Source organism: Pedobacter ginsengisoli (assembly GCF_030244015.1).
GTDB classification, from domain to species: domain Bacteria; phylum Bacteroidota; class Bacteroidia; order Sphingobacteriales; family Sphingobacteriaceae; genus Pedobacter; species Pedobacter ginsengisoli.
Map to the genome: position 1 here is coordinate 293,993 of NZ_JASSYX010000003.1, position 25,467 is coordinate 319,459.

Consider the following 25,467-nt stretch of genomic DNA (forward strand, 5'->3'; position numbering starts at 1 on the left):
TTGTATAATTAATTTATCGTCAAAGTTATCGCTATATCAGCCGGGCTTTTATGAGTGAAATCATAAAGGCAGAAAGCAATTTCAGTCCCCTTTATCTGAAAACTTTGCGGTTACTGATCTGCAGTTCACCTTTTTTTTCAAGAGATTTTATAGATCGAATGACGGTTTCAACTCTCAATCCGGTCAGGTCCGCAATCTGCTGCCTGGTAACTTCAACCTTATACCTGCTGTCTGCAGGTGTTTTACTGAGTTTGGTTTTGAAATAATCTATTAATTTTAAAACCCGGTGTTCCGGTTCCTGGGTAGAAATTTCTGAAGCGATAATAGATTTATAATAAAGTCTCCGGGCAAGGTTGGTCGTCATGCTGAGGTGGGCCGCCGGATTGCTTACCAGCAGCTCCATAAATCTTTCTTTCGGCAAGAGGATAATCTCTGAATCAGTAACGGCGACAGCATTTGCCGGGTAGCTGTCTTTAAGAAACAACGGAGGTTCTCCAAAACTATCACCGGCTGTAAAAAGTCCCTGTACAAACTCCTTACCCTCATCATTGAAATTGTTCATCTTAACTGTCCCATCAAGGATCTGAAAATAATACCTTGGCATATCCCCTTGATTAAATAAAACTTCACCTTTATCAAATCTGGAGATTTTGGATCCGAACTCAATTAACAGGTCTTTCTCAATCATGTCATCAGATAATTATATTGTAGCTTTGATTATTGGCCGAAGTTAGTACCTGCGGCCTTTATCACCCGTGACGTTAATCACACATACACCTGATTTTTATCATCCATTGAGCCTATCTTTTTTTGAATAGTTAAATAAAGGCTTAGCTAATTTCCGGATCAGGACATGTACGCGACTTATTTGTGGAAAATATCTTTTTGACTCCCCCGTCATCTGATATAATATGATCGGAATCACTTTTTTAGCTTCTTAATATCAGGCCAATTGATGATAGCTATCATCGGCCGGAATCAGATTAATCAGGAAATTTAGGGTGTCAAAATAAAGTTATGAAACCAATTTTAGTACCTACTGATTTTTCCGACTCTGCTGAAAATGCAGCCTGGTATGCATTGCATATTGCCAGATATATGAAAACTAATATTGAGCTCTGCCATGCCTTCCTGGTGCCAGCGGAATATTCAATGGCGGGGCAGGCGGCCTTTCCCGCTTATGATTACTCAACACTTAAGGCCGAAACTTCGGCACAGCTGGTCGATTTAGCCAGGAAACTGGATGAAAAAAATCATACTGCTGCGAGTAAGTATTCTTTTCATCCCGGCATTAAATGCGTCAGTGAGGCCGGCGTGGTACCAGAAATCGTGGGTAAACTGGTTGAAGAAAATCCGAAACAGCTGGTGGTACTTGGAATGTCGGACATAGGTGCCACTGCTAAGTTTATACTGGGCAGCAGCAGCCGCAACCTGATTGAAAAGGGTGGTTTCCCTTTACTGCTGATCCCTTCGGGCTTTGCGTTTAATGAGGTCAGAAAGATTGCTTTCGCTACTGATCTGAGAGCAGAGGACATTAAGGTACTGCATTCGCTTGCTGGATTTGCGCGGTACTTTGACGCGGAAATTGTTGTAACACATGTCAGCGATGAAAAACGGCAATCTAATAAGCACCTTAAAAGAGAAGACGAGTTTTTGAGTAACATTACTTCTAAGGTCGATTACGATAAGATCTTTTTCAGGCGTATCAACAATTCCCGGGTGAGCGAAGGTCTTGATTGGTTAAGTTCGCATGGACATATTGATATACTGGTCATGATACACCGTCCGCTTGGATTTCTGGACCGCTTGTTTAAAGGCAGTTACACGAAGAATCAGGCTGACCATATCAATATTCCTTTACTGGTCTTCCCTGAGGGCCTGCATCCTCTCTTTTAATATTTACAAATAAAAACATGAATGTTATGATTCCTAAAACAATGAAGGCCGCTGTGCTGCATGAGTTTGGCAAGCCCTTAAAAATAGAACAGGTGCCGGTGAAAAGTCCCGGTGAAAACCAGGTATTGGTAAAAGTAGTTTCAAGCGGGGTCTGTCATACAGATCTTCATGCCTGTATGGGCGACTGGCCGGTAAAACCGAAACTGCCACTGATTCCCGGACATGAAGCAGTCGGTCATGTAGTGGCATTGGGCCGGGGTGTTACCAATCTTAAAGAGGGAGATATTGTAGGCGCTCCCTGGCTGTTTAGTGCCTGCGGTTGCTGTGAATACTGCATTACAGGCTGGGAGACTTTATGTGAGTCCCAGCAAAATGGCGGGTATAGCGTGGATGGCGGCTATGCGGAATACGTAGTGGCCGATGCGCGTTATGTGGCCCGTTTTCCTGAAGGCATTAATTTTCAGGAAATGGCACCTATTACCTGTGCGGGAGTGACCGTGTATAAGGGGCTCAAGGAAACGGAAGCTAAGCCCGGTGAATGGGTTGCCATTTCGGGAATCGGTGGATTGGGCCATCTTGCTGTGCAGTATGCGAAGGCAATGGGCATGCATGTTGCAGCTATTGATGTCTCTGACGAAAAGCTTGCATTGGCCAAAAGGCTGGGTGCCGACCTGACAGTGAATGCCAGAGAACAGGCACCTGGTGCCTTTCTCAAAGAAGAGACTGGCGGCATGCACGGCGCACTGGTTACTGCGGTTTCACCGATCGCCTTTGAGCAGGCCCTCTCTACTTTGAGGAGGAAGGGTACTATTGCGCTGAACGGGCTTCCGGCAGGAAGTTTTGGCCTGCCTATTTTTGATACTGTACTTAACCGCTTTACGGTTCGGGGCTCAATAGTAGGAACACGCAAGGACATGCAGGAGGCGATTGGCTTTGCAGTGGAAGGCAAAGTAAAAGCGACCATTCATATCGCAAAGCTGGAAGACATCAACGATGTGCTTGAACAAATGAAAAAGGGAGAAGTCGAGGGAAGAATAGTTTTGGATATTGCAGGATAAAAGAATTTAAGGATGAATAATACGAAAATAATGAATGCCAATGAGGCAGTGAGACTAATCAGATCGGACAGCAGGGTCTTTATCCATGGCAGCGCGGCAACACCAGTCTGCCTGGTAAAGGCCATGCAAAAAAGGCATGCGGAGCTGACGAATGTAGAGCTGGTGAGCATCACCACGCTTGGAGATGTGAATTTTGACCTGCCGGAACACCGCAGGTCTTTTTTTGTCAACTCGTTGTTCGTTTCTGCTGCTACGCGCGCAGTTGTGAATAGTGAGCGGGGCGACTATGTGCCGATCTTTTTAAGCCAGATCCCGCAATTGTTCCTTAAAAAAATCCTGCCGATTGATGTGGCACTGGTGCAGGTGTCTGCACCTGACCTGCATGGTTACTGTTCGCTGGGTACCTCGGTGGATATCGCACGGGCTGCCGTGGATACGGCCAGGATCATCATTGCCCAGGTAAACCGGCGAATGCCCAGAACCCATGGAGAGAGTTTCATCCACATCAGTAAAATTACCGCAATGGTCTATCAGGAAGCGGAATTGCCAGTAATAGACTATGCTGCCGAAACTAACGATATTGTGAGCAAGATCGGCCATCATGTTGCTTCTCTTGTCGAGGATGGAGCGACCTTACAGCTGGGTATTGGCAGTATTCCGGATCAGGTGCTGAAAAATCTGGAGGGCCATAAAAATCTCGGCCTCCATACGGAGATGTTTTCTGATGGGGTGATCGAGCTGATCAACAGAGGCGTGATCGACAATAGCCTGAAGAAACTAAACAGGGGCAGGTCTGTGACTGCTTTTATGGCAGGCACCAGAAAACTTTATGATTTTGTGGATGATAACCCAGCTGTCCGGGTAATGGATATCAGTTACGTAAATGATACCAGCATCATCAGACAAAATCCAAAGGTAGTAGCTATAAATAGTGCAATTGAGCTGGATCTGACAGGTCAGGTCTGTGCAGATTCCATAGGAACCTATCAGTTTTCGGGAATAGGCGGGCAGATGGATTTTATGCGTGGCGCGTCTTTATCGGAAGGCGGAAAACCTATTATTGCTCTTCCGTCTCAGACCAATAAAGGCATTAGCAGGATTGTTCCTTTTCTTAAAGAGGGCGCAGGTGTTGTAACTACCCGCGGACACGTTCATTGGGTAGTGACTGAATATGGCATTGTGAATCTGTTTGGCAAGAACCTGAGGCAAAGAGCCGAGGCACTGACAGCTATTGCACATCCTGATCACAGGGAGATGCTAGAAAAGGCTTGTTTCAATAGGTTTGGATAGGGATCAACGAGTTGACTTTATTAAATAAAACAGGGGGAGCTTTTCAGCTCCCCCTGTTTTATTTATGTACTATCGAACGGCTTCGTTTTAAAATCCAACGACCGCTTCTATTACGTAACCATTGAATTTACCACCGGCACGATAATCCTGGGTTGGGAAGTCCTTATATTTTTGCACTACATACTCCCCTTTTAACAGAATATTCTTAGTAAGAAACCATCCGGCTGCCCCCGCAACGCGATCAACTTTGACATCGTCAGTATAAGTTATTGCCGCGGTATTTGCTAAATGCGCGGTAACTGCATTGTATTTTGCGCCGACAAAAAAGTTCTCTGTTTTACCGAATCTGTAAACTGCATCACCTGCGAACTGTTGCATTTTCCTGGTATCTGTTTCTTTCGCTGTTCTCCCTGAGGCGGTTTCGTAAGTACCGAAAAGCTCCAGCCCTTTTACTTTTAGAAAGCCGTTCAGCATAATGGTATTTACTTTTTTACTGAATCCCGGATTGAAACGGCCGGAGAACGCCAGCGGAGTACCGGCTCCTGTTGTGCTGCTTGGATTGGCGGAGTTCAATTCCATGATATACTGATAATTGGACCCTGAACGGTCACCCCCAAAAATGGTATTGCTGCCTGAACTTTGGTTGCCATAATATGACCCGCTGACTCTAAGGCGGACATCTTTCATAACCTGTTTGTCAAACCCGCCTTTTAATAGTATCGAAGGGGATTTATGGTACTTTCCGTCAGGGTTTGAAGCGGCATACAAAGAATCTACATTACCTTTGATCATTCCATTGGTTGCACCTAACAGCCCAAAGAAACCGTTTCTCCTTAACATAACCTGTCCACCGATTTCAGTGGCAAATTCATCAACGATATTACCTTCCATAAACGGGTTATAAATAGCGTTACCGCCGTCACTTCTCCTGAAGTGCTGATCACCGTAATCAACTTCAAAGTGACCTATTTTAATGGTTGCGATCTCCATGATATCGTCCCAGATCTTGCCATTAAACGGGAGTTTGTCAAACTGGATGTATCCGCCTTTGACCCAGGTCTCGTTGTGGTGTTTTGTAGAAAGGTAACTGGTGATATTTAATCTGATCCCATCGGCCAGCTGGACATCCATGTACAGGTTGGCCTGTGCAGTCTGGAAGCCAGGGGTAATGACTTTTAGCCTGTTCCCTGCTACTGCCGGATTAAATGAACCGATGGTATTGTTTAATGCGTCCGGATTTTTGTGTTTCAGGTTTTGGAACTGCTGCGTAAAGCCTGCACCGAATTTTAATTTTAAACCGTCAAATGCAGAGGCCGAGTCTTTCGGATCTTCAAAAACATTGATGCCTGTTTTATCATAAGGCCTGAGGTTATCTACTTTCTGAAATTGGGCGGCACTTGTTAAAGGACTAATCATACAGGCCATAAGAAGTACGCCTGTGAAACCGGCAAATGGTATATTTGTTTTCATGATTATTGGTTATTGTTGTGAATATTTATTTTGAATTTTGTGTTGCTTTTTTAAAGGTAAGGCCGTACTGAATTGTCAGGTCGTCGCCTACTTTCATAGCGCCCATCAAAAAACTCGGGGGCTGGATATTAAAGTCTGTGAGTTTTATTTTTTGCTGTCCTGAACAAGTGATTGAATTGTCGTCATTCATGCTTCCGTTTACCTGCATTACAATGGTTTTGGAAGTACCTGCGATGCTTAAAGTGCCTGTAGACTTGATGAGAAAGGTATTTTTCTTCACCGGAGTTATGACTGAGCTGATCAGCTTAAAGGTTATTGTCGGATAAGTTTCTGCTTTGATGGTTTTGTAAGCTCTGTTGTCCATTGATGTATGTTCACTTTTCAAACCTTTGGCACTTACACTGAAACTCAATGTATATAGGTTTTTTGGCACTCCCTCATCACCAGCCGGGGCACTAAACGATGCTTCGGCAATAGGGTTTTGGGCGTACATGATCCAGTCATGTACGTTGGAAGTACCAAGGACTTTAATGCTGTTTTCTTTTGAACCGCTCAGTTTATAAAAATCCTGCGCGCGGAGTCCGGTGACAGAGACTGCGGTAATTAGCGTGGTACAATATAAAAATTGTAAAAGGTAATGTGTTTTCATAACCATGTAATTAAGTAAATACTAGATCGGCCGTTAATTCGAACCGTTAGTCAAAAGTACCTGGTATTGGAAGCACGACGCATGATGGCACACATGCTTAAAAATGATGCTGATCATCTATTGATGAGAATTTACGGGTTGATTTTAGCAAATATGATCCCAGCGACAATCGCCTGCATTAAGCCATAAGAAAACCAACTTAAAACCATTAAAACAGTGATATCCAATGCGCTGAACGTAATCCACATCACAGGTAGTAAAGCCACAATAGCATATACAAAACCAAATTCCAGACCCCTCAAAAGAAAGGAACCGTGAAACAGGCTTTTGAATCTTTCCCAGAACCAGGAAAGCGCCAGGCTAATGATAAATGCGTGGAGGTAGAACAGCAGGTCCCTGTTGCCATCAGAATTGAAAAGGGGGTTATTGTATTCGATAAATAAACCAGGAAATAACCTGACCGCCATATACAGCCCGCCGTAACATATTATAAATAATATTGTCCCTGCTATGAGTCCGGGAAAGATGACTTTTTTCATTTTACTAATTTAAAATATTCACTTTAAGTACAAATTCTGCGCTCAGCATATCGTTGGTTTTAATCATGCCCCCTAATCTTCTTGGTGGAACGATATCAAAATCTGAGAAGTTTATGGTTTGACTTCCGATCAACGTGAGCTTTGCCTTCCCGCTTGGAATAGTCCTGTAATTTATACTGTACCTTTTTTTAATCCCTGCAAGCTCTATGTTAACTGTTCCTTTAATAAGTTCGGCTTCTCCACCCTTGTCAGGGTATTTGCTAAGGTTTATAAAACTGATCCGGATTTTTGGAAATTCCTTTTGCTTCAATGTTCTCCTTAAATCTTTAGTCATCATTAGATTGTGGCAATCAAAGCTTTGTACATCAAGTACCATGGAGCCTGTGATTTGTACGGGTTCATTCTGATCCGGTCCATAGATGGTTAAAGTGTCGGGTTTAGGATAATCAGGAATTATACAGCTAAACTTATTGATGTTGGTGCTTCCGTTAACTTTTAGTGTGCAGTCTTTACCCAGTACCCACTTAACTGCAGGAGATTTAACTGCGGGTCTCCAGAACGCTGTGTAAAGGCTGACGAATAAAAGAAGTGATTTGAGTAAAGCACTCATGATCATATAAGGGCGGGCCGGACTGAACTCACAAGTTTATTGCTGATCATTTCGAACCGGTGTAACTGATCATGATCCCAGATCTGCTTTGCCAGATCTGATTGAATAATAAGATCTTTATAATACTTGACACCGGCGGTTAGCTGATCATAGAATTTGCTGAAATATTTTGCCTTTTTAGCGCTAATCTCTAGTGTACCCTCAATTTCTTTCCTGAGATAGTCTACATATAATCCAAATTCCTTAACAAACAGGTTTGGCCTGTTTACTCCACCAAGCACGTTCTCTCTGCCATAAATATGTCCAACCATTTCTTTCAGACTGTATTCACCAGAGAAATAAGCAAGATTGGGCCCGGGGCAGATACTGACTGCCTGGTTTTCCCTGGGCTTCAGTATATTGTACTTTAGATAGGCTGAATTACATAAACCTACACATAAACACAATTTTTCTGTAATTTTACTTATTTCACGGGTCAGCTGTTCCTGAGGAATGGCTGATGATTTCAGCTGCCTGATCTTCAGATGCTGATACTCCCTTGAGGCAGTGCAAATTGGTTCATCGGTAAATTCTGTATTGCTGCACAGGTATTTCTTAGTGCAGGGACTCCCGGGGCGCCCGCGTTCTATCCTTTCCAGCCGTTGCCGCTCGGATGTGCTCTTGCGAAAATTGTTGAAGGGGATACCCAAAGGAGAAGCATTACTCAGATAAAAGTCATTTTCATCTGCTTGTTTAAGATCACTGAGTGTGTTCACATCTACGCTGGTTGCTTCTGGAACGAGTAAGAACGGGCTTCCCCAGCCAGTGGCGTCGAGTTGGTAGTAATTGATCAGGAATTCGTGTTCTTCTGATGTACCTATCCCCCCCTGTACAGTGATCAGCTGTACGGGGTTTAAACTAGGAACAGGCATGTTTTTTATCTCCAGCGTTTGCTGATAAAGGTCGAGCAGTTCCTGGTATAGTGTTTTTCTGTTGTCTTTAAATTCCTGAAGTATTGGACCAAGCAGCAGGCCCTCAGTCGCAAATGCATGTCCTCCGCAGTTAAGCCCCGACTCAATTCTGAATTCGGAAACCCATAATCCTTTTTTGGCCAGTACTTTTGCCTGTATTATTGCCGATCGGTAATCACTCACTTTTAGGATGATCTTTTTCAGGAAGTGGCCGTCTGCCGAGGGTAGAAAACACTCCAGTTCTTCCATATAGCTGAAAAGCCTTGGGTTTAAACCAGCTGAAATAACTACTGATGTGTTAAGATTGCTCGCGGCGAATCCCCGGATCGCGGCCAGTGCGTCGGTATTTTTGTCGCCGGTATAAATTCCATTCTGATAGTTTGCCTTATCAACTTTGGACATGATATTTACATTGATGTCACCCGCTTTAATTCCTTCCTTTAGTTCTTTAATTAGCCTGTCTTTACCGATACCTTCAGGCATTTGGAGCATGATATTATATTTGGACCTCAATCCCGAGCTTGACGGGAGCAGGTCAAAATACTTGCAAAGATCATTGGGTTCATCGAAGCTTAGTGCTTTTAATGCAGTAATTTGACCGGATACCAGTTTTTGCAAAAGATTCAGGTAAGCTGTAATTCTCAGGGCTCTTCCATCATGGTCGGTTTTGCTGATCGGATGGTAAGGTTCATGATTCAATGCTGCGTGATATTTTCTCATTCTTTCAGTCAGTTCATCGTCTACAATGGAGACTACGGAAGAGATACCGTATCTGGCTACTTTTAAAGGAGTATCTATGGAATAGCCTAAGCCAAGTACAGGGATATGAAAAGTATGTTGCATTATCTTTTTTTAATCGCAAAGTAGCTCAGATTACTGCTGAAAATTTGTGATCTTTATCACTATTGGCGATGATCCTTATTATCTAATTTTAAAACCGGGGTCATTACATTTGTACTCATCAGTAAAAAGACCATATGGAACCTGCTAAACTGCTTAAAGCTATTATTGAAACTGCGATCGACGGTATACTCACTATTGACAACCGGGGCATAGTCGAAAGTTTAAATCCGGCTGCGCTGAAGCTCTTTGGATATACTGAAGAGGAAGTAATCGGAAACAACGTTTCTATGCTGATGCCGGAACCAGATAAAAGCAGTCATGATGATTATCTTCACAGGTACCAGAGTACCGGCGAAAAACGCATCATTGGAAAAGGCAGGGAAGTCAGGGGATTGCGCAAAGATGGAACAACTTTTCCGTTCCGCCTTGCAGTGAGTGAGGTACAATATGATGACCGTACCATTTACACGGGGTTCATTCATGACCTGTCAAGGGAAAAGGAAGCTGAACAGCGTCTGAAGGAATATGCATCGGAATTGGAGGAACTGGTTGAGGAGCGCACAAAATCTTTAAAAAAGATGGTAAATGCCTTGAGTGAGGCTAAAGAAGAGGTAAGCTTGTCTCTGGAAAAGGAAAAAGAGCTGAACCAGATGAAGAGCCGGTTTGTTTCCATGGCTTCCCATGAATTCAGGACTCCGCTAAGTTCGGTACAGCTTTCTTCGGTGCTGATTGAGAAGTATGCGGAACCTTATGACAATGTTCACATTAAAAAACATGTAAGCAAGATCAAGAATGCTGTAGGAAACCTCACTACAATCCTAAATGATTTTCTTTCACTGGAGCGCCTGGAAGCTGGCAAGGTAGAGCCTGCCTTTACTCCTTTTGATCTGGTAAAACTTTCTGAAGAAGTAACGGAGGAAATGCAGATGATTGCGAAGGAAGACCAGAATATTATCTATCAGCATACTGGTTTGGAAAGCATGGTAAATCTGGACCAGAATTTATTGAGGAACTGCATGATCAACCTGATCTCCAATTCGATCAAGTATTCTGGTGAACATACTTTTATTGAATTTAACACAGAAATCAGTGATTCGAAATGCACAGTGATGATCAGGGACAATGGCATTGGTATTCCGCAGTCAGAACACAAGAATATGTTTCAGCCCTTTTTCAGGGCCAATAATACGGGCAACATTCCGGGAACAGGTCTCGGACTCAACATTGTATTGCGCTATGCCAGGCTGATGCACGGTGAGCTGCATTTTGAAAGTGAAATTAATAAGGGAGCTAAGTTTATCCTTTCATTTACTAAATAAAACCAAACGACAGAAATTATGAAAAAACACAGTATTCTAATCATTGAAGACAATGAGGACATCCGTGAAAGTACAGCGGAGATACTTGAGTTGGGAAATTATGCTGTGATCAAAGCATCTAATGGCAAACAAGGTGTTGAGCTGGCTTTAAAGCATATTCCCGACCTTATACTTTGTGACATCATGATGCCTGAACTGGATGGTTTTGGTGTGCTTCATCTTCTGGCCAAAAATCCGGAGACCTCTGTGATTCCCTTTATTTTTCTGACGGCTAAGACTGAAAGGATCGACATGCGCAAGGGCATGGAGATGGGCGCAGATGATTACCTTACGAAGCCGTTCGATGAAGTGGAGTTGTTCAATGCTATTGAATGCAGGCTCAATAAAAAAGATATACAAAAAAAGATCTACAGTCAGTCACTGGAAAAGCTGGGTACGCTTTTGCAAGGGAATAAAGGAAATGACGAACTAAAAAAACTGGTATCTGAACGCAAAGTAAGACATATCAAAAAAAAACAGATCATTTATTATGAGGGAGATTCAGTCAATGGCATCTATCTGGTAGTTTCAGGAAATGTTAAAACGCTGAAAATTGCTGCTGACGGCCGGGAACTGCTGACAGGCATGTATGGTGCTGAGGAGTATTTTGGCGTTCCGGCCTTGCTCGCCGGTGAAAATTACAGGGACACGGCAGAGGCTATGGAAGATACCGCATTGTGCTTGCTGCCTAAAGAACCTGTTGAAGAATTATTGAGTAAATACCCCGACGTTGCCGGTCAGTTTATAAAGATGCTGGCCAATAACGTGCTGATCAGGGAAGAACAATTGCTGCAACTGGCTTATAATTCAGTAAGGAAGAGAATGGCTGAGGTATTACTGCGTTTATTTAAGCAGAATCTTGTCGGTGACACTCAAAGTCTGAGTGTTTCCCGTGATAACCTTGCGGGTATGGCGGGTATGGCGACAGAAACCGTAAGCCGGATCTTAAGCGATTTTAAAGATGAAGGCCTCATCGAAAGGAAGGCCAGCCAGATTACTATACTCGACCGGATAAAACTGCAAAACATGAAAAACTGATGAACGTCACGAATCTTGTGTGACGAACCTCATTCTTTACCTGTCTGGCTACAGCTAACTTTGATGTAAAATCAATAGAATGAGAGTTGTTGCGTATAGTATAAAATCGGCCGAGAAAGAGCCACTGGCCATAGCAAATCATAAAAAACACGAGATCACCCTGATTTCCAATTCACTGTCAGCTGAAACCGCTTTTTATGCGAAGGGGAAAGAGGCTGTTGTGGTCTTTACAGATGACCTTGTTTGTGCATCAGTTATTGAAAAGCTTGCGGATCTGGGTGTAAAATATATTGCGACAAGGTCTACTGACACTTCACATATAGATCACCTGGCCGCCCGTAAGCATAACATAAAGATCGGCAACGTCCCGCACTCAGTTTTAATGCCCCTGAACCTGGAAGATCTTCCAATGGCTCTGGCTATTGAAACCATTAGGAATCTGGACAAATGGCAGATGAACAAGTGCCTTGGCGATGCCTGTGTCTGTTCAAATTCCTGTGATCAGCTCCCGGACAAAAAGATTAAAAAATAAGAACTACCTGGTTATGTACATTAAACCGCTTTCAGAAAAATATCGCGTTGCGGCGCCGAGATACACAAGTTATCCGACAGTTCCATATTGGGATGAACAAAGTTTTGATCAACAAAAATGGCTGGAGGCATTGGTTTCCTCTTTTGAAAATGAACAAGGGGAACTGAGTTTGTACGTTCACCTGCCTTTCTGTGAAAGCCTATGTACCTATTGCGGATGTAACACCCGAATTACCAAAAATCATGGCGTAGAAAAACCTTATATAGAAGCAGTGCTTAAGGAATGGAAACAGTATGTCGTCCTGATGGGCAGAAAACCGGTCATTAGAGAGATCCACCTGGGTGGTGGCACCCCTACTTTTTTTAGTCCGGAAAACCTGGCCTTGTTAATCAACGGCCTTACCAGTATTGCTGATGTCCATCAGGATGCTGAGTTTAGTATAGAGGGTCACCCCAACAATACTACTGAGAAGCATTTGTTCACACTATATGGATTGGGTTTTCGAAGGATCAGCCTGGGTATACAGGATTTTGATGTTAAGGTACAGCAGATCATTAACCGGATGCAGTCGTACGAATCCGTGAAGACAGTTACGGATCAGGCAAGAGCGCTGGGTTACGTGTCCGTCAATTATGACCTGATCTACGGCCTGCCATTGCAAACACTGGAAGGCCTCGGGAATACCATAGATAAGGTACTACGGTTGCGTCCGGACAGGATCGCTTTTTACAGCTATGCTCACGTGCCCTGGATAAAACCGGGACAACGGAGATACACGGAAGCACATTTGCCTTCATCAGAATTAAAAAATAAGCTATATGAACTCGGGAGAGAAAGATTTATTGCGGCTGGCTATGTTGAGATTGGAATGGATCACTTTACCTTGAAGACGGACAGTCTTTATCAATCGGAACTTAATAGGACCCTCCACCGGAATTTTATGGGATATACAGAGCATGCAGGCAATGTTCTGATTGGTCTTGGTGTATCTGCCATAAGTGACTGCTGGACCGCATTCTCACAAAATGTCAAGACAGTCGAGGGTTATCTGAAACTAGTTAACGAGAGTAAATTTCCTGTTTTCAGGGGCCATATTCTTAGCGAAACAGACCTGGTCATAAGACGACATATTTTGAACATTATGTGCCGGGCTTACACCTCCTGGGATCTTGCAGAGGGACAGCAGCCGGAAATGAAAGACACCATGGAAAGACTGAAGACTCTCACCGATGACGGGCTGGTTGAACTCGGTGAGTATGAACTTAAAGTCACGCCTTTGGGTAAGCGTTTTCTAAGGAATATCTGTATGGCTTTTGATGCCAGGTTGTGGGCAAGGCAACCAGAAACACAAAAATTTAGTGTAACTGATTGAATTATTTGCATACCTGAGTTTGTGAATCAGGTGCTTGCGGGCTTAAATAAGGAATGTTCAGTTCGAGTCCGCGTAAGATAAACCATATACCCAACACCAGCATCAGGTAAGGGGTGGCTTTATTTAACTTATTCCTGAAAGATAGACCTGAGAATCCGACAATGATGGTTGCAGCAAACATTAACGGTGTAGTGCCTGCTCCAAACCAGAACATGTAAGAGACCGAGCCTTGAATGCTGCCGGTATTTATTGCTCCTGCCAAAGCCAGGTAGACAAAGCCACAAGGCAGCAAACCATTTATCACCCCGATGAACAGATGATTTGCCTTGTGCCGAAGCGCAAAGTCAAATAAGTAGTTAAAGGGCTTCAGGACTATAGCAGGGTTTTTGAAACGGGAGTGCCATTTGAATAACCTTGAAGATGCAGCAAGCAGAATGAACAGGCCGGTAAGTACGCTGGTCCCCTGCTGGACGCCCGATGACCAGAACTGCCTGCCAAGAATGCCCACCAGGACGCCGAAGGCACAGTAAGAAACAATTCGACCAAGCTGATAGATCAATTTGTTCCACAACAGATAAAACCAGCCTGGCTGATTTACCGGCACTGCGAAAGCCAGCGGACCGCACATTCCAATACAGTGGAGTGAACCCAGCAAACCTATAAAAAAAGCCAGTCTGTCATTGCTCATGGAATAATTACCTCCTGTTCATTTAAATAAAACTTTCCACCGCTCCTCCAGTTTAAGATCAGTTTCCATTGTCCACCTGGTAATGAATTTAAAGGTATTTCTACCTTATTTTCTTCACTGGTTTTGAACGGCAGAATCCTGTCCTGGCGTTGATCAGCAGTACGTACAAGCTTAATTGTTCCCTCTGAAATTGTTTGAAAAGTAATGATAACTGATTCTTTTCCAACAAATATATCCGGGATGACACTGTCCAGCAGAACCTGCTCTTTCAACCGGTACGTTTCATCATATTTTAATCCTTTTTCATAATAGTCCTTGTCCACCAATGCGTCGGTATCGCTGCGAAACATCAGGATCGACAGGATCAGGATGAAGGACATAAACGTAAGCATTCCGATAATTATCTTTGTTCCCCAGTTCATAATTTAATCATTTGGCGGTGCAATAAAAGTGGTTTCAAATCTACCTGCAATTTTTTTCTGAGAAATCAGTGAAAAGCTGATCCTGGTCTTATACTGTTTTACAGCATCTTGTGGCATGACTACAAAAAAGGTAATCTTTGTGCTTGCCCCATATCTGATCACCGCTGATTTTTGGACATACTGGATTTTTAACCTGCGGTCATCTGCGGTCAGTTCAAACCTGATATCTTTTCCGCTCTTATTTATAAGTTCGGCAGTATAGAGGTTACTTACCGTATGGTCCTTGTCCCGAAACTGATACAGAGTGCCGCTTGCGCGCAAGACAGTAGTTTCTATTGGTGTTCGACGAATCAACAAAAATGACATCAGGCTCAACAGTATCAGCAATACGGCAGAATAACCGTACATTTTCCTGCTGATCCTAAATGGAGCATTGTTTTTAATCTGACTTTCTGATTTGAAACCAATGAGTCGCAATGGTCTGTTGACCCTGGTCATCACCATGTCGCAGGCATCGATGCACGCGGTACAATTTACACATTCCAATTGTGTCCCATTTCTGATGTCTATTCCCGTGGGACATACGTGTACACAGAGTTTACAGTCTATACAATCTCCATGCTGGTTTTCCAGTTCTCTGCTGATCTTATTGCGCGGTTCACCACGCTTGTAGTCATAAGCAACGATAATACTTTCATCGTCCAGCAATACACCTTGCAAACGTCCGTAAGGGCATATGACCGTGCAGACGAGTTCCCGGACCCTGGAAAACACGATATAAAACGCGAATGAAAACACCCAGATAGATATGAAGCCAGACACATGCTGTCTTACTGGTTCCGTAATGATCTGCACCAGTGTCCCGGAACCAATAATGTAAGCCAGGAAGATGTTGGCGATCAAAAAAGAAATCAGGAAAAACAAGCTGTGCTTTAAAGTTTTTTTGAAGAATTTTGAAGTAGTCAGCGGTCCTTCATCTAGTTTCTTCTGGTGAAGATGATCGCCCTCAATCCAATTCTCAATCTTGCGGAATACCATTTCCAAAAATATGGTCTGCGGACAGATCCATCCGCAAAACACCCTGCCAAAAATCACGGTGAAAAGCACAATGAATACCAAAAAAATAAGCAGGGCCAATGCAAAAAGGTAAAAGTCCTGCGGCCAGAAGATCAAGCCAAAAAAAACAAATTTTCTTTCCAGTACATTGAACAGGACGAGCTGTTCGCCCTTTAATTTTATAAAAGGAGCTGAAAACAGCAATAAAAGCAGAAAATAGCTTAAGATAGAACGGTATTTGTAAAGTTTGCCTTTTATGATCCTGGGATAGATCCATTTGCGCTTGCCGCCGTCGTCAGTAAGTGTTGAAAGCTGGTCCCTGAAATGTGCTGGTGTCTGTGACATTTTTATAATTTGTTACCCTGCGGCGCTTTTGCGCCGGCAGGTTTAGTTCCCTGCAGTGACAAAATGTAGTTTGACAGTTCAGAAATCTGTTTTGGTCTCAATGTTTTTTCCCATGCTATCATTCCTTTTTCAGGAACTCCATATTTAATGGTCTTGAAGATGTCACTTATAGTACCTCCATGAAGCCAGTACTCGTCTGTGAGATTGGGGCCAACCAAACCTTCTGCATGTTCACCATGACAAGGTGTGCAGGCACCTTTAAATATTGCCGCGCCAGACTGCAGCACTGCCGGTTCTTTCGATAGTGTTACATTGTTTTCGTTAACCTTTGCTGATGCATTGCCGGGTTTCAGGAGCATGGCAGTTTTGGCTTCATCAGCTTGTTTAAGCTCTACTGCATATTCTTCATCCTGCAGCATTCCAATACCAAATACATGATAGCTTAACAGGTATACCATCGCAAAGATGACTGTTCCGTAAAACAGGACCATAAACCAGGCCGGTGTGGGGTTATCCAGTTCTGCTATCCCATCGAAAGTGTGTTCCATGACCAGGTCTTTCTCCTCGGAGATCGGCTTCAAACCCATCAATTTGGTCCAGAGAGCAGGTTTTTTGGGTTTTTCAGCTTCGGCTCTTTCTGCTGCCAGCCGGGCTGCTTCCTTTTCTTCTGCGGTTGCAAAAGGGCGCGGATACATTGACTCCTGCACATAAATCCTGATCACTTTCAAAATCAGCAGGGAAACTGCTAATACCACAATAACTGCGATCAGCAAAACGCCTATAAATATGTCTGTCATAGCCGGTCTTCTGTTAGGGGTAATTCACTCATGTATTTGATCTGATCCTTCTTCATCATGAACAGCAACACGGTTACTATCACGAAAAAGATCATAAAAATGGCAAGGGAGGTGATCAGGTATACCTGGCTGCCATTTACCTCATTTAAAAATTGCTTAAACATCTTTTATATTTTTAAGTATTACTTTGCTTTAATGTCGGTTCCTAATCTTTGCAGATAGGCGATGATGGCGATGATCTCTTTGTCGCTTTTTACCTTAACCCTGTTAGCCTCCAGGTCGGCTGCTATCGTCCTGGCCTGCTTTTGGAGATCAGCATTTGCCTGCTTTTCATACCCCGCTTCATACGGCACTCCCAAGCTGCGCATGGCATTAATCTTAGATGCTGTGGTTGTGGTGTCGAGCTTTTGGCTGATCAGCCATTCGTAAGGAGGCATGATGCTTCCAGGCGACATGGTCTCTGGGTCCATTAAGTGATTGAAATGCCAGGCATTAGAGTATTTGGCTCCTTCTCTGGCCAGATCTGGGCCAGTCCGTTTGGAGCCCCATAAATGCGGATGGTCATAAACAAACTCACCGGCCTTGCTGTATTCCCCGTAACGTTCAGTTTCAGAGCGGAATGGACGTACCATCTGAGAATGGCAGTTGACACATCCTTCCCTGATGTACAGATCACGCCCCTGTAGTTCCAAAGCAGAATACGGTTTCACACTACTGATTGTAGGGATATTTGATTTGATGGTAAAAGTGGGCATCATTTCCACCATGCCACCTATAAGGATTACGACGAGTGATAGCACCATAAATATGAACGGCTTGCGTTCGAGCATCCGGTGAACCTTTTTATCCGACCCGACAGGCTGATAGCCCGGTTCCAGGGCCAGTGCTTCAGCGGGTTCGTTGGCCAGAAGCTTGCCCCGGTTCACTGTTTTGATCAGGTTGTAGGTCATGACCAATACTCCTGCGAGATACAACACGCCACCAGCTGAGCGAAGCATGTACATCGGGATGATCTGGATCACCGTTTCCAGAAAGTTAGGATAGCGGAGCATCCCTTCTTCTGTGAAATCTTTCCACATCATTCCCTGAGTGAAACCGGCAAAGTACATCGGCACTGCGTAAAATATAATGCCCAGTGTTCCGATCCAAAAATGGAAGCCGGCCAATTTTTTTGAATACAGTTCTGTCCTGTAAATTCTGGGAATAAGCCAGTAAAGAATGGCAAAGGTCAGGAAGCCGTTCCAGCCGAGTGCTCCTACGTGAACATGCGCAACGATCCAGTCTGTATAGTGTGCTATGGCATTAATTTGTTTTAAGGCCAGCATCGGGCCCTCAAAAGTTGCCATACCATAGGCGGTCAGTCCGACGACCATAAATTTCAAAGTAGGGTCCTCTCTGACTTTGTCCCATGCGCCACGAAGTGTAAGCAGCCCATTGATCATACCGCCCCAGCTTGGCGCGATAAGCATGACTGAAAAAGCAACCCCGAGCGATTGAGCCCATGAGGGCAGCGAAGTATACAAAAGATGGTGCGGACCGGCCCAGATATAAATAAAAATAAGGGACCAGAAATGAAGGATACTTAATTTATAGGAATAGACCGGCCTGTTTGCCATTTTGGGAAGAAAATAATACATCATTCCCAGATAAGGCGTGGTTAGAAAAAAAGCTACAGCATTATGACCATACCACCATTGCACTAACGCATCCTGGACGCCGGCATATAAATAATAACTTTTAAATGCTGAAATCGGCAGTTCAAATGAGTTGACGATATGCAGAACAGCGACCGTGACGAAAGTGGCGATATAAAACCAAATGGCCACATACATGTGCTGTTCACGGCGTTTAATGATCGTTCCAAACATATTGACTCCGAACACCACCCAAATCAGGGTAATGGCAATGTCAATCGGCCATTCCAGTTCTGCATATTCATGTGAGGTAGTAAGCCCAAGTGGCAAGGTGATCACCGCCGAAACAATAATCGCCTGCCAGCCCCAGAAATGAATCTTGCTAAGGATGTCGCTATACATTCTTGCCTTAAGCAGCCGCTGCAGGGAGTAGTAAACCCCCATGAAAATGGCATTTCCGACAAAAGCAAAGATGACAGCATTGGTGTGCAAGGGGCGGATCCGTCCAAATGTCGTATACTGGGATCCCATGTTCATTGCAGGTTTAAAAAGCTGCAATGCAACGAGCAGACCCACTGTCATGCCTATTATCCCCCAAACAATGGTTGCTATGGCAAAGTTTCTGACGATCTTATTGTCGTAGTAAAATTTTTCAGTCATAAAAATATCGGTATGGTTTACAGGGATAAAAGTACTGAGCTCACGAAGCTTGATGAGTGACGAGTGTTCCTGCTAAAAGTGATCCTGGTCACCTTTTTCAGGTTCCGGATCGAGCAGCTCATCATCAAAGAGAATTCTTACCGAAGGTGTATAGGTATCGTCATGCTGTCCGGATCTTACGGCCCAAAAGAAAGCTGCCAGAAAGACCATAGCCAGCACAACGCTGCATCCGATCAAAATGAAGATCATATTCATAATAATTTGTTTTTACGTGCATAGCACCTTACCGCAGTTGTTGTAAATACGATTATTGTCACTGTGCTCAGGGGCATGAGAACTGCCGCAATAAGTGGCGATAAAACTCCCTGAACGGCAAAGAACAAACCTGCTGTGTTGTAAGCTAAAGAAACGGCAAATGACATATGGATCACTTTGACCGCATCCTTTGCCTGCCGTATGAATTGAGGTATCTTCTCAAAGGATCTTCCGTCGAGAACGGCATCACAGCCAGGAGTAAAATTATTGATATTGTCAGTTACGGCGATACCCAGATTACTTTGTTTCAATGCACCGGAATCGTTTAATCCATCTCCAAACATCACAGTCTTCCGGCCTGAGTTTTGCAAATTTTTCACGTAATCCAGTTTTTGCTGTGGCGACTGTTCAAAAAGCATTTTATCTCCGCTGTTAAAAAACGTAATCAGATCGTACTTGTCATGCGGCTGGTCGCCTGACAACAGGTGCAGGACATATTTTTTGCCTAATTTCTGAAAAACAGTGCCCAGGCCTTTTCTCCAATGCTGTCTGATAATGAAATGCCCTAAATATTGACCGTTGATCATCACATGGGTCGCTGTTTTTTCAGGAGAGTTGTTCAGTGGCAGATCAAGGAATGTAGAACTTCCCAATTTTACATCATTTCCATTGATCTTGCCACTGATCCCTCTTCCAATTTTTTCAGCATAATTATCGGTCGGCCAGAGTGCTGGTCTCTTCAGGTATTTTGTTAATTCCCTGCTAAGCGGATGGCTGGAATTTCTCGTCAGATCGCTGACCAGCTGTCTTTGCTCATCTGTTATATACCCTATAAAGGTCATCCCTGCAGCATCAGGATTGGTAATAGTCCCTGTTTTATCAAACACGAATGTATCCGTACGGGCCATCTCTTCAATGACTGCATTGTTCTTCAGGTAAAAACCGTTCTTATCAAATATGCTGATCACAGCCGCCAGCGTAAAGGGAGAACTCAGAGCAAGCGCGCATGGACATGCAATGATCAACACCGCTGTAAACGATGCTAAAGCTTTGGGTGGATCTGAAAACATCCAGAATACAGCAGCACCAAATGCAAGGATGAGCAAGGCAATGCTAAAATATTTGCTGGCAGTATCGCTGAAAGTTTTGATGCCAGTTTTTGGTTTAACAAAAGCTTCATTGTTCCAAAGCTGGGTAAGATAACTTTGAGAGACCGGCTTTATGACTTCCAGCTCCAGCACTCCTGAAAGTTGCCTTCCGCCCGCATAGATTACTTCTCCCAGAACCTTTTTTAAAGGCCGGGATTCTCCCGTTACGAAACTAAAGTCTATCAATGCCTCACCTTTTAACAGTATCGCATCAGCAGGAATAATTTCCATACTGCGAACTATGATGCGGTCACCGGTTGTCAGCTCCGAAAGCGGAACCGATATTTCTGATCCATTTTTTAAAGTAGTTACGGCCACAGGAAAATACGAGCGGTAATCCCTTTCGAAGGAGATGTGCTGGAATGTTCTTTGCTGCATCCATTTGCCGATCAGCAGAAAAAATACGAGTCCGCAGAGAGTATCTGCAAATCCTGCTCCTGTACGCAGGACGATCTCATAGGCCGTTCGTATAAACATGACCGCTATGCCCAGCGCCAGCGGGAAGTCAAGGTTCAGTCTTTTCGCCTTGAGGTTATTCCAGGCCGAAGAAAAATAGCCGGCTCCGCTGTAGAGTATTATTGGAATAGAAAATGCCAAATTCAGCCAGCCAAAGAAGTCCTTGAATTCTTTGTCAAAATAGCCCAGTCCAAAATATTCCGGGAAACTTAGCAGCATTACATTTCCAAAACAGAATCCGGCTACGGCGATTTTTGTAATCAATTTTCTTTCCGTGTTGTTCTTTTGTTTTTCTTTAACCACATCCTGCTGGCTGATCAATGGCTCATAACCAATGGAGACGAGCACCTCAGCAACTTCTTTTAACGAAGCTTCCTGATTGTTGAAAGTTATCGTTACCTGCTTTTTTAAAAAGTCAATCCTGGATTTTACGATAGCCGGCTGTAGCTGGTAAAGGTGCTCCAGCAGCCAAATACAGGAGCTACAGTGGATCGCAGGAATATATAGCGTAATTATGGAAATATTCCCATCCTGATAATCTACCAGTTTTGCAGCAATCTCTTTTACATTCAGGTAATCCAGGTTGGTTTTTGAATTTTGCTGTGTTCGGCCCGGTACTTTGTTGTAGGTATAATAATTCTGCAGATTGTGTTTGGATAATATACCATAAACGGTTTTACAACCCAAACAGCAAAACTTCATGTCATTTAATTTATAGTCATCGGCTTTGATATCCTCACCGCAATGGAAACAGTGGTCGGTTATAATAAATGTTTTTTCAGCTGGCATACTTGATTAATATTTTTCAAAATTGGTCAACTGCGACCGATAGAGAAATGATACCGCTCCCGGAAAAAAGTGATTAAGATCAAGATTGATCTGTTACCGGGTGTACTGAGCTTACCCCGGAGATTACATCTTACATGAGCCTGATTCTGTTTAACTGTATATTTAGAATGTTTACTTATGTATGGTCATTTGAAATTTGAACGCAGCACCAGTTTTTCAATATTCTGCACCCATATCTTACGGCCCTCGGTTCCAATGATACCCTCCTGCTTAAGTTCCTTCAATAATCGGATTACATTTTCTTTAGCCAGCCCGGCCATATTTGCCAGGTCACTCCTGGAAATGTCAATGATCACCCTTTCACCATCTTTAGACCCTGATTTAAATTTTTCCCGGATGACGATCAGTGCAATCGCTAAGCGCTCCACTGCTGAGCGGTTCGCAAATACAGAAATATTATTGGCCAACACCGTGTACTCATGGCTAAGAGCTTTCAATAAACGCTGTGTAAACAATGGTGATTTATGCAAAATGGTTAAAAAATCCTCTTTTGGGATAAAAGTAATTGAACTCGTCTCCAGTGCGGCGGCTGAGTCAGGATAACGTTCTTCAGATAAGATGGCATGATACCCGATCAGCTCCCCCTTGTCAGCTATATAGATAATCTGTTCTTTGCCAGACCTGTCTACTTTGTATTTTTTTACCTTTCCCTGATGGATATAAAATATGCCTGTTGGGACCACACCCTCTCTGAAAATAATATCTCCTTTCGCATACTTCTGCTCACCCTGTCTTGAAATCAGGAAATCAAAATCATCTTCAGAAAGCACATTGAGAATGGACTGGGTAGTAAAATTCCATTTATCAATCGGGAAAATTCCTGACAAGCTCATCTTGCAAATATAAGATTAATTCATCCTGATATATATCATCCCCGAATAGTTGATATATATCAGTTTTAACACTGATCTCATACCTGAAAAACACAGGACCTCAGTACATATATTTACAGCGAACGAAAGGATATGTTTATAAAAGAGTTATTTCACAAACTGCGAGCTGGTAAACCAATTTACCGCATTTCCAGTGATGCTTCAAAATCACTGTTCTTCTATAATGATCCTGATTTTAACCATTCTTATAATTCCTTTGAAAATATTCACACGACAAGCTCAATAGATTATACACTGAAGACTCTCCTGTTTCATATGCCGGACAAAAGACCTGCAGGAACCCTCCCGGTAACTTGTCAGACTCCCTGCAAGCAATTCCGGTCAGTTACAGGTTAGTGGATAATTATTACCGTTGGGAATCTTAACTGAAAAAATACAGCTATGTTCAGGCCTAAAATCTTAGACACCTTAAAAAATTACCATAAGGACCAGTTTTTTAAAGACGTAACTGCCGGGGTGATTGTAGGAATAGTTGCGTTACCCCTGGCCATTGCGTTTGCCATTGCCTCCGGTGTGTCTCCCGAAAAGGGGATTCTTACGGCAATAATCGCGGGATTTGTGATATCAGCTTTGGGAGGCAGCCGCGTGCAAATAGGAGGGCCCACAGGAGCTTTTATAGTGGTGGTCTACGGCATTGTTCAACAGTATGGCATACATGGCCTGATCATCACCACATTTATTGCAGGGATATTACTTGTTGTGATGGGGCTTACAAAATTGGGCAATACCATCAAGTACATCCCTTATCCGCTGATCATCGGTTTCACAACGGGAATCGCTGTGATCATATTTTCATCCGAAGTGAAGGATTTTTTTGGTCTGGAAATGGGAAATATTCCATCCGGATTTATCAGTAAGTGGCTCGTCTATATACAATACAGATCTTCTGTAAATATTTACGCAGCAGGAATCGGAGTTTTTACTTTGATGATCGTTTTGCTGTGGCCTAAGGTCGTCCGTAAAGTACCGGGATCGCTGGTAGCCATCATTGTGACAACACTTGTTGTTCATTTTTTTAAGATTCCCGTAGAAACTATAGGGAGCCGCTTTGGGGCTATCCCCTCGACATTGCCCCATCCGATAATCCCCGGAGTTAGCCTGGAAACACTCCAGCAATTGATCAGGCCGGCAATAACGATTGCACTGCTGGGTAGTATAGAATCACTTTTATCCGCAGTGGTGGCTGATGGAATGATCGGCGGAAATCACCGTTCCAATACAGAATTGATAGCCCAGGGTCTTGCCAATATCTGTTCTTCCGTTTTTGGAGGAATTCCCGCAACAGGAGCTATCGCAAGAACAGCTACTAATGTCAAAAGCGGCGGACGGACGCCAATTGCCGGGATCGTCCATACTGCTACCCTATTGATTATCATGTTTTTTGCAGGCAAGTGGGCCGCACTGATTCCTATGGCGACGCTGGCCGGGATATTAGTAATCGTCGCCTGGAATATGAGTGAAATCGGTCATTTTATGAACGTGGTGAAAGGATCAAAAAGTGATGCCGCTGTTTTAGTCACTACTTTTATCCTGACAGTACTGGTAGATCTGACAGTTGCGATCGAAATAGGGATGATACTGGCGGCCTTTATGTTTACACGCAACATGATGCAGACCAGTTCCATAAAACAAGCGGTATTTTCCCCTGATCAGTTGTCTGATGAAATCCGGGACCTGAAAGCTCTTCCAGATGGTGTTGAAGTTTTTGAAATTAACGGGCCTTTATTCTTCGGCGTGGCCTATAAGTTTAAGGATGCGATGAAAGTAATAGAGGGTCCCGCCCGGATATTGATCGTCAGGATGAGAAATGTACCCATTATTGATGCCACAGGTATCCGGGTACTTAGAGAGGTAAATGAGGAAATAAAGCGCAAAGGTGCCAGGCTGATTCTTGCGGAGGCAAACAGCTTACAGGTAATAACTGAACTAAAGAAGGCCCGGTTACTTTTTCAGATCGGGAAAAGAAATGTTACCCCCACTTATGAAAAGGCACTGGCACGAACCCAAGAGATTTTGGAACAACCAACTGATATTAATGACATACAAAACCCTGGTTCACCAAAAGTTATAAAAAAATGAAAAACACTGCCTTTAACTCTGATAATAATTTCGATGCTTTGTATCCGGAACATATCCGGCAGCTGTCCATGAAACATTGGACACCTTTGAATGTTGCAATTAAAGCAGCTGATTTTTTGGCCGCGCCCCAAGTCAGGATTTTAGATATTGGAAGCGGGGCTGGCAAATTTTGTCTTGCGGCAGCTTATCACCATTCTGATATTCTCTTCTGCGGTGTGGAACAAAGGCAGGAGCTAGTTCATCAGGCAGAAAAAATACAGCAAAAAACACAGATCAGCAATGCCCGGTTTACCCATGCCAATATTACCGAAGTTAATTTTAAGGAGTTTGACCACTTTTATTACTACAATTCTTTTTTTGAAAATATTGATGTACAGAACGCTATTGACGACACTATTGAAATTTCGATGGATCTTTACCGATACTACATTCAATATCTTTTTGTGGCCCTTCAGCAGAAATGCGCAGGAACCAAACTGGTTACCTTTCAAAGTTTGGAACAGGAAATCCCACCAAATTATAAGCTTGTTGGTACTGCCTATGGTAAATTGTTGAAGATGTGGATTAAAGAATCCTGAAG

General features: G+C 43.4%; 24 protein-coding genes. 9 read left to right on the forward strand and 15 right to left on the reverse strand.

What is annotated here, in order from left to right:
- Positions 1-91: 91 nt before the first annotated feature.
- The gene (locus tag QEP08_RS13350; protein WP_285058705.1) at positions 92-688 is read right to left on the reverse strand and encodes a Crp/Fnr family transcriptional regulator; all 597 of its coding nucleotides are present in this window, start codon (positions 686-688) and stop codon (positions 92-94) included.
- Positions 689-1,017: 329 nt separating this feature from the next.
- Here QEP08_RS13350 and QEP08_RS13355 point away from each other — a divergent pair, with 329 nt between their 5' ends.
- From QEP08_RS13355 to QEP08_RS13365, 3 genes are read left to right on the forward strand one after another with little or no spacing between them, the layout of a single operon-like run.
- The gene (locus tag QEP08_RS13355; RefSeq protein ID WP_285058706.1) at positions 1,018-1,896 is read left to right on the forward strand and encodes a universal stress protein; all 879 of its coding nucleotides are present in this window, start codon (positions 1,018-1,020) and stop codon (positions 1,894-1,896) included.
- Positions 1,897-1,922: 26 nt separating this feature from the next.
- On the forward strand, positions 1,923-2,954 hold the full coding sequence (gene adhP / locus QEP08_RS13360) for an alcohol dehydrogenase AdhP (RefSeq protein ID WP_285058707.1): 1,032 nt from the start codon (positions 1,923-1,925) through the stop codon (positions 2,952-2,954).
- Between the two features lie 12 nt (positions 2,955-2,966).
- Positions 2,967-4,244, forward strand: coding sequence for an acetyl-CoA hydrolase/transferase family protein (locus tag QEP08_RS13365; protein WP_285058708.1), 1,278 nt, complete (start codon positions 2,967-2,969; stop codon positions 4,242-4,244).
- An 87-nt stretch (positions 4,245-4,331) separates the two neighbouring features.
- Here QEP08_RS13365 and QEP08_RS13370 read toward each other — a convergent pair whose 3' ends face one another.
- The 5 genes from QEP08_RS13370 to QEP08_RS13390 form a co-directional block, all read right to left on the reverse strand.
- Entirely contained in the window at positions 4,332-5,714 is a 1,383-nt protein-coding gene (locus QEP08_RS13370; protein ID WP_285058709.1) for a hypothetical protein, read from the reverse strand.
- Positions 5,715-5,739: 25 nt separating this feature from the next.
- Entirely contained in the window at positions 5,740-6,363 is a 624-nt protein-coding gene (locus tag QEP08_RS13375) for a YceI family protein (RefSeq protein ID WP_285058711.1), read from the reverse strand.
- A 131-nt stretch (positions 6,364-6,494) separates the two neighbouring features.
- Positions 6,495-6,902, reverse strand: a complete 408-nt coding sequence (locus QEP08_RS13380; protein ID WP_285058712.1) for a hypothetical protein — start codon at positions 6,900-6,902, stop codon at positions 6,495-6,497.
- Positions 6,903-6,906: 4 nt separating this feature from the next.
- Positions 6,907-7,512, reverse strand: coding sequence for a YceI family protein (locus QEP08_RS13385; RefSeq protein ID WP_285058714.1), 606 nt, complete (start codon positions 7,510-7,512; stop codon positions 6,907-6,909).
- Positions 7,513-7,514: 2 nt separating this feature from the next.
- The gene (locus QEP08_RS13390) at positions 7,515-9,305 is read right to left on the reverse strand and encodes a hypothetical protein (RefSeq protein ID WP_285058715.1); all 1,791 of its coding nucleotides are present in this window, start codon (positions 9,303-9,305) and stop codon (positions 7,515-7,517) included.
- 134 nt (positions 9,306-9,439) lie between these two features.
- Between QEP08_RS13390 and QEP08_RS13395 the strand changes: the two genes are divergently transcribed.
- From QEP08_RS13395 to hemN, 4 genes are all read left to right on the forward strand, one after another.
- The gene (locus QEP08_RS13395) at positions 9,440-10,624 is read left to right on the forward strand and encodes a PAS domain-containing sensor histidine kinase (RefSeq protein WP_285058716.1); all 1,185 of its coding nucleotides are present in this window, start codon (positions 9,440-9,442) and stop codon (positions 10,622-10,624) included.
- Between the two features lie 18 nt (positions 10,625-10,642).
- A complete protein-coding gene (locus QEP08_RS13400; RefSeq protein ID WP_285058718.1) occupies positions 10,643-11,701 on the forward strand; it encodes a response regulator in 1,059 nt (352 codons plus the stop codon).
- 79 nt (positions 11,702-11,780) lie between these two features.
- The gene (locus QEP08_RS13405) at positions 11,781-12,233 is read left to right on the forward strand and encodes a Rossmann-fold NAD(P)-binding domain-containing protein (protein ID WP_285058719.1); all 453 of its coding nucleotides are present in this window, start codon (positions 11,781-11,783) and stop codon (positions 12,231-12,233) included.
- 13 nt (positions 12,234-12,246) lie between these two features.
- The gene (gene hemN / locus QEP08_RS13410; protein WP_285058720.1) at positions 12,247-13,605 is read left to right on the forward strand and encodes an oxygen-independent coproporphyrinogen III oxidase; all 1,359 of its coding nucleotides are present in this window, start codon (positions 12,247-12,249) and stop codon (positions 13,603-13,605) included.
- A gap of 1 nt (position 13,606) precedes the next feature.
- Here the strand turns inward: hemN and QEP08_RS13415 are convergent, their stop codons facing one another.
- The 9 genes from QEP08_RS13415 to QEP08_RS13455 form a co-directional block, all read right to left on the reverse strand.
- Complete coding sequence (locus tag QEP08_RS13415) at positions 13,607-14,293, reverse strand: sulfite exporter TauE/SafE family protein (protein WP_285058722.1); 687 nt, start codon at positions 14,291-14,293, stop codon at positions 13,607-13,609.
- A complete protein-coding gene (locus QEP08_RS13420; RefSeq protein WP_285058724.1) occupies positions 14,290-14,715 on the reverse strand; it encodes a FixH family protein in 426 nt (141 codons plus the stop codon). The genes QEP08_RS13415 and QEP08_RS13420 overlap by 4 nt, the downstream gene beginning before the upstream one ends.
- 3 nt (positions 14,716-14,718) lie before the next feature.
- Positions 14,719-16,116: a cytochrome c oxidase accessory protein CcoG gene (gene ccoG / locus QEP08_RS13425; RefSeq protein WP_285058725.1), complete on the reverse strand. Its 1,398-nt coding sequence runs from the start codon at positions 16,114-16,116 to the stop codon at positions 14,719-14,721.
- A gap of 2 nt (positions 16,117-16,118) precedes the next feature.
- On the reverse strand, positions 16,119-16,913 hold the full coding sequence (locus tag QEP08_RS13430) for a cbb3-type cytochrome c oxidase N-terminal domain-containing protein (protein ID WP_285058728.1): 795 nt from the start codon (positions 16,911-16,913) through the stop codon (positions 16,119-16,121).
- The gene (locus tag QEP08_RS13435; protein ID WP_285058730.1) at positions 16,910-17,077 is read right to left on the reverse strand and encodes a hypothetical protein; all 168 of its coding nucleotides are present in this window, start codon (positions 17,075-17,077) and stop codon (positions 16,910-16,912) included. The genes QEP08_RS13430 and QEP08_RS13435 overlap by 4 nt, the downstream gene beginning before the upstream one ends.
- 18 nt (positions 17,078-17,095) lie before the next feature.
- On the reverse strand, positions 17,096-19,207 hold the full coding sequence (ccoN, locus tag QEP08_RS13440) for a cytochrome-c oxidase, cbb3-type subunit I (RefSeq protein ID WP_285058732.1): 2,112 nt from the start codon (positions 19,205-19,207) through the stop codon (positions 17,096-17,098).
- A 72-nt stretch (positions 19,208-19,279) separates the two neighbouring features.
- Positions 19,280-19,462 carry a cbb3-type cytochrome oxidase assembly protein CcoS gene (gene ccoS, locus QEP08_RS13445; protein WP_285058734.1) on the reverse strand — a complete coding sequence of 61 codons (183 nt, stop codon included), beginning with the start codon at positions 19,460-19,462 and terminating at the stop codon, positions 19,280-19,282.
- Positions 19,459-21,855, reverse strand: coding sequence for a heavy metal translocating P-type ATPase (locus QEP08_RS13450; protein ID WP_285058736.1), 2,397 nt, complete (start codon positions 21,853-21,855; stop codon positions 19,459-19,461). The genes ccoS and QEP08_RS13450 overlap by 4 nt, the downstream gene beginning before the upstream one ends.
- A gap of 185 nt (positions 21,856-22,040) precedes the next feature.
- A complete protein-coding gene (locus QEP08_RS13455) occupies positions 22,041-22,748 on the reverse strand; it encodes a Crp/Fnr family transcriptional regulator (protein ID WP_285058737.1) in 708 nt (235 codons plus the stop codon).
- 441 nt (positions 22,749-23,189) lie between these two features.
- Between QEP08_RS13455 and QEP08_RS13460 the strand changes: the two genes are divergently transcribed.
- Positions 23,190-24,887, forward strand: a complete 1,698-nt coding sequence (locus QEP08_RS13460; protein WP_285058739.1) for a SulP family inorganic anion transporter — start codon at positions 23,190-23,192, stop codon at positions 24,885-24,887.
- Positions 24,884-25,465, forward strand: a complete 582-nt coding sequence (locus QEP08_RS13465; RefSeq protein ID WP_285058741.1) for a methyltransferase domain-containing protein — start codon at positions 24,884-24,886, stop codon at positions 25,463-25,465. Before QEP08_RS13460 ends, QEP08_RS13465 begins: the two co-directional genes overlap by 4 nt.
- Positions 25,466-25,467: the final 2 nt, after the last annotated feature.

Bases quoted from the DNA above. Each gene is read 5' to 3' on its own strand.
- ccoS (WP_285058734.1), bottom strand. From the start codon at position 19,462: ATGAATATGATCTTCATTTTGATCGGATGCAGCGTTGTGCTGGCTATG.
- QEP08_RS13400 (WP_285058718.1), top strand. From the start codon at position 10,643: ATGAAAAAACACAGTATTCTAATCATTGAAGACAATGAGGACATCCGT.
- QEP08_RS13450 (WP_285058736.1), bottom strand. From the start codon at position 21,855: ATGCCAGCTGAAAAAACATTTATTATAACCGACCACTGTTTCCATTGC.
- QEP08_RS13355 (WP_285058706.1), top strand. From the start codon at position 1,018: ATGAAACCAATTTTAGTACCTACTGATTTTTCCGACTCTGCTGAAAAT.
- adhP (WP_285058707.1), top strand. From the start codon at position 1,923: ATGATTCCTAAAACAATGAAGGCCGCTGTGCTGCATGAGTTTGGCAAG.
- QEP08_RS13405 (WP_285058719.1), top strand. From the start codon at position 11,781: ATGAGAGTTGTTGCGTATAGTATAAAATCGGCCGAGAAAGAGCCACTG.
- QEP08_RS13385 (WP_285058714.1), bottom strand. From the start codon at position 7,512: ATGAGTGCTTTACTCAAATCACTTCTTTTATTCGTCAGCCTTTACACA.
- QEP08_RS13435 (WP_285058730.1), bottom strand. From the start codon at position 17,077: ATGTTTAAGCAATTTTTAAATGAGGTAAATGGCAGCCAGGTATACCTG.
- QEP08_RS13375 (WP_285058711.1), bottom strand. From the start codon at position 6,363: ATGAAAACACATTACCTTTTACAATTTTTATATTGTACCACGCTAATT.
- QEP08_RS13415 (WP_285058722.1), bottom strand. From the start codon at position 14,293: ATGAGCAATGACAGACTGGCTTTTTTTATAGGTTTGCTGGGTTCACTC.
- QEP08_RS13365 (WP_285058708.1), top strand. From the start codon at position 2,967: ATGAATAATACGAAAATAATGAATGCCAATGAGGCAGTGAGACTAATC.
- ccoN (WP_285058732.1), bottom strand. From the start codon at position 19,207: ATGACTGAAAAATTTTACTACGACAATAAGATCGTCAGAAACTTTGCC.
- QEP08_RS13430 (WP_285058728.1), bottom strand. From the start codon at position 16,913: ATGACAGACATATTTATAGGCGTTTTGCTGATCGCAGTTATTGTGGTA.
- ccoG (WP_285058725.1), bottom strand. From the start codon at position 16,116: ATGTCACAGACACCAGCACATTTCAGGGACCAGCTTTCAACACTTACT.
- QEP08_RS13420 (WP_285058724.1), bottom strand. From the start codon at position 14,715: ATGAACTGGGGAACAAAGATAATTATCGGAATGCTTACGTTTATGTCC.
- QEP08_RS13350 (WP_285058705.1), bottom strand. From the start codon at position 688: ATGATTGAGAAAGACCTGTTAATTGAGTTCGGATCCAAAATCTCCAGA.
- QEP08_RS13390 (WP_285058715.1), bottom strand. From the start codon at position 9,305: ATGCAACATACTTTTCATATCCCTGTACTTGGCTTAGGCTATTCCATA.
- QEP08_RS13370 (WP_285058709.1), bottom strand. From the start codon at position 5,714: ATGAAAACAAATATACCATTTGCCGGTTTCACAGGCGTACTTCTTATG.
- QEP08_RS13465 (WP_285058741.1), top strand. From the start codon at position 24,884: ATGAAAAACACTGCCTTTAACTCTGATAATAATTTCGATGCTTTGTAT.
- QEP08_RS13460 (WP_285058739.1), top strand. From the start codon at position 23,190: ATGTTCAGGCCTAAAATCTTAGACACCTTAAAAAATTACCATAAGGAC.
- QEP08_RS13395 (WP_285058716.1), top strand. From the start codon at position 9,440: ATGGAACCTGCTAAACTGCTTAAAGCTATTATTGAAACTGCGATCGAC.
- hemN (WP_285058720.1), top strand. From the start codon at position 12,247: ATGTACATTAAACCGCTTTCAGAAAAATATCGCGTTGCGGCGCCGAGA.
- QEP08_RS13455 (WP_285058737.1), bottom strand. From the start codon at position 22,748: ATGAGCTTGTCAGGAATTTTCCCGATTGATAAATGGAATTTTACTACC.
- QEP08_RS13380 (WP_285058712.1), bottom strand. From the start codon at position 6,902: ATGAAAAAAGTCATCTTTCCCGGACTCATAGCAGGGACAATATTATTT.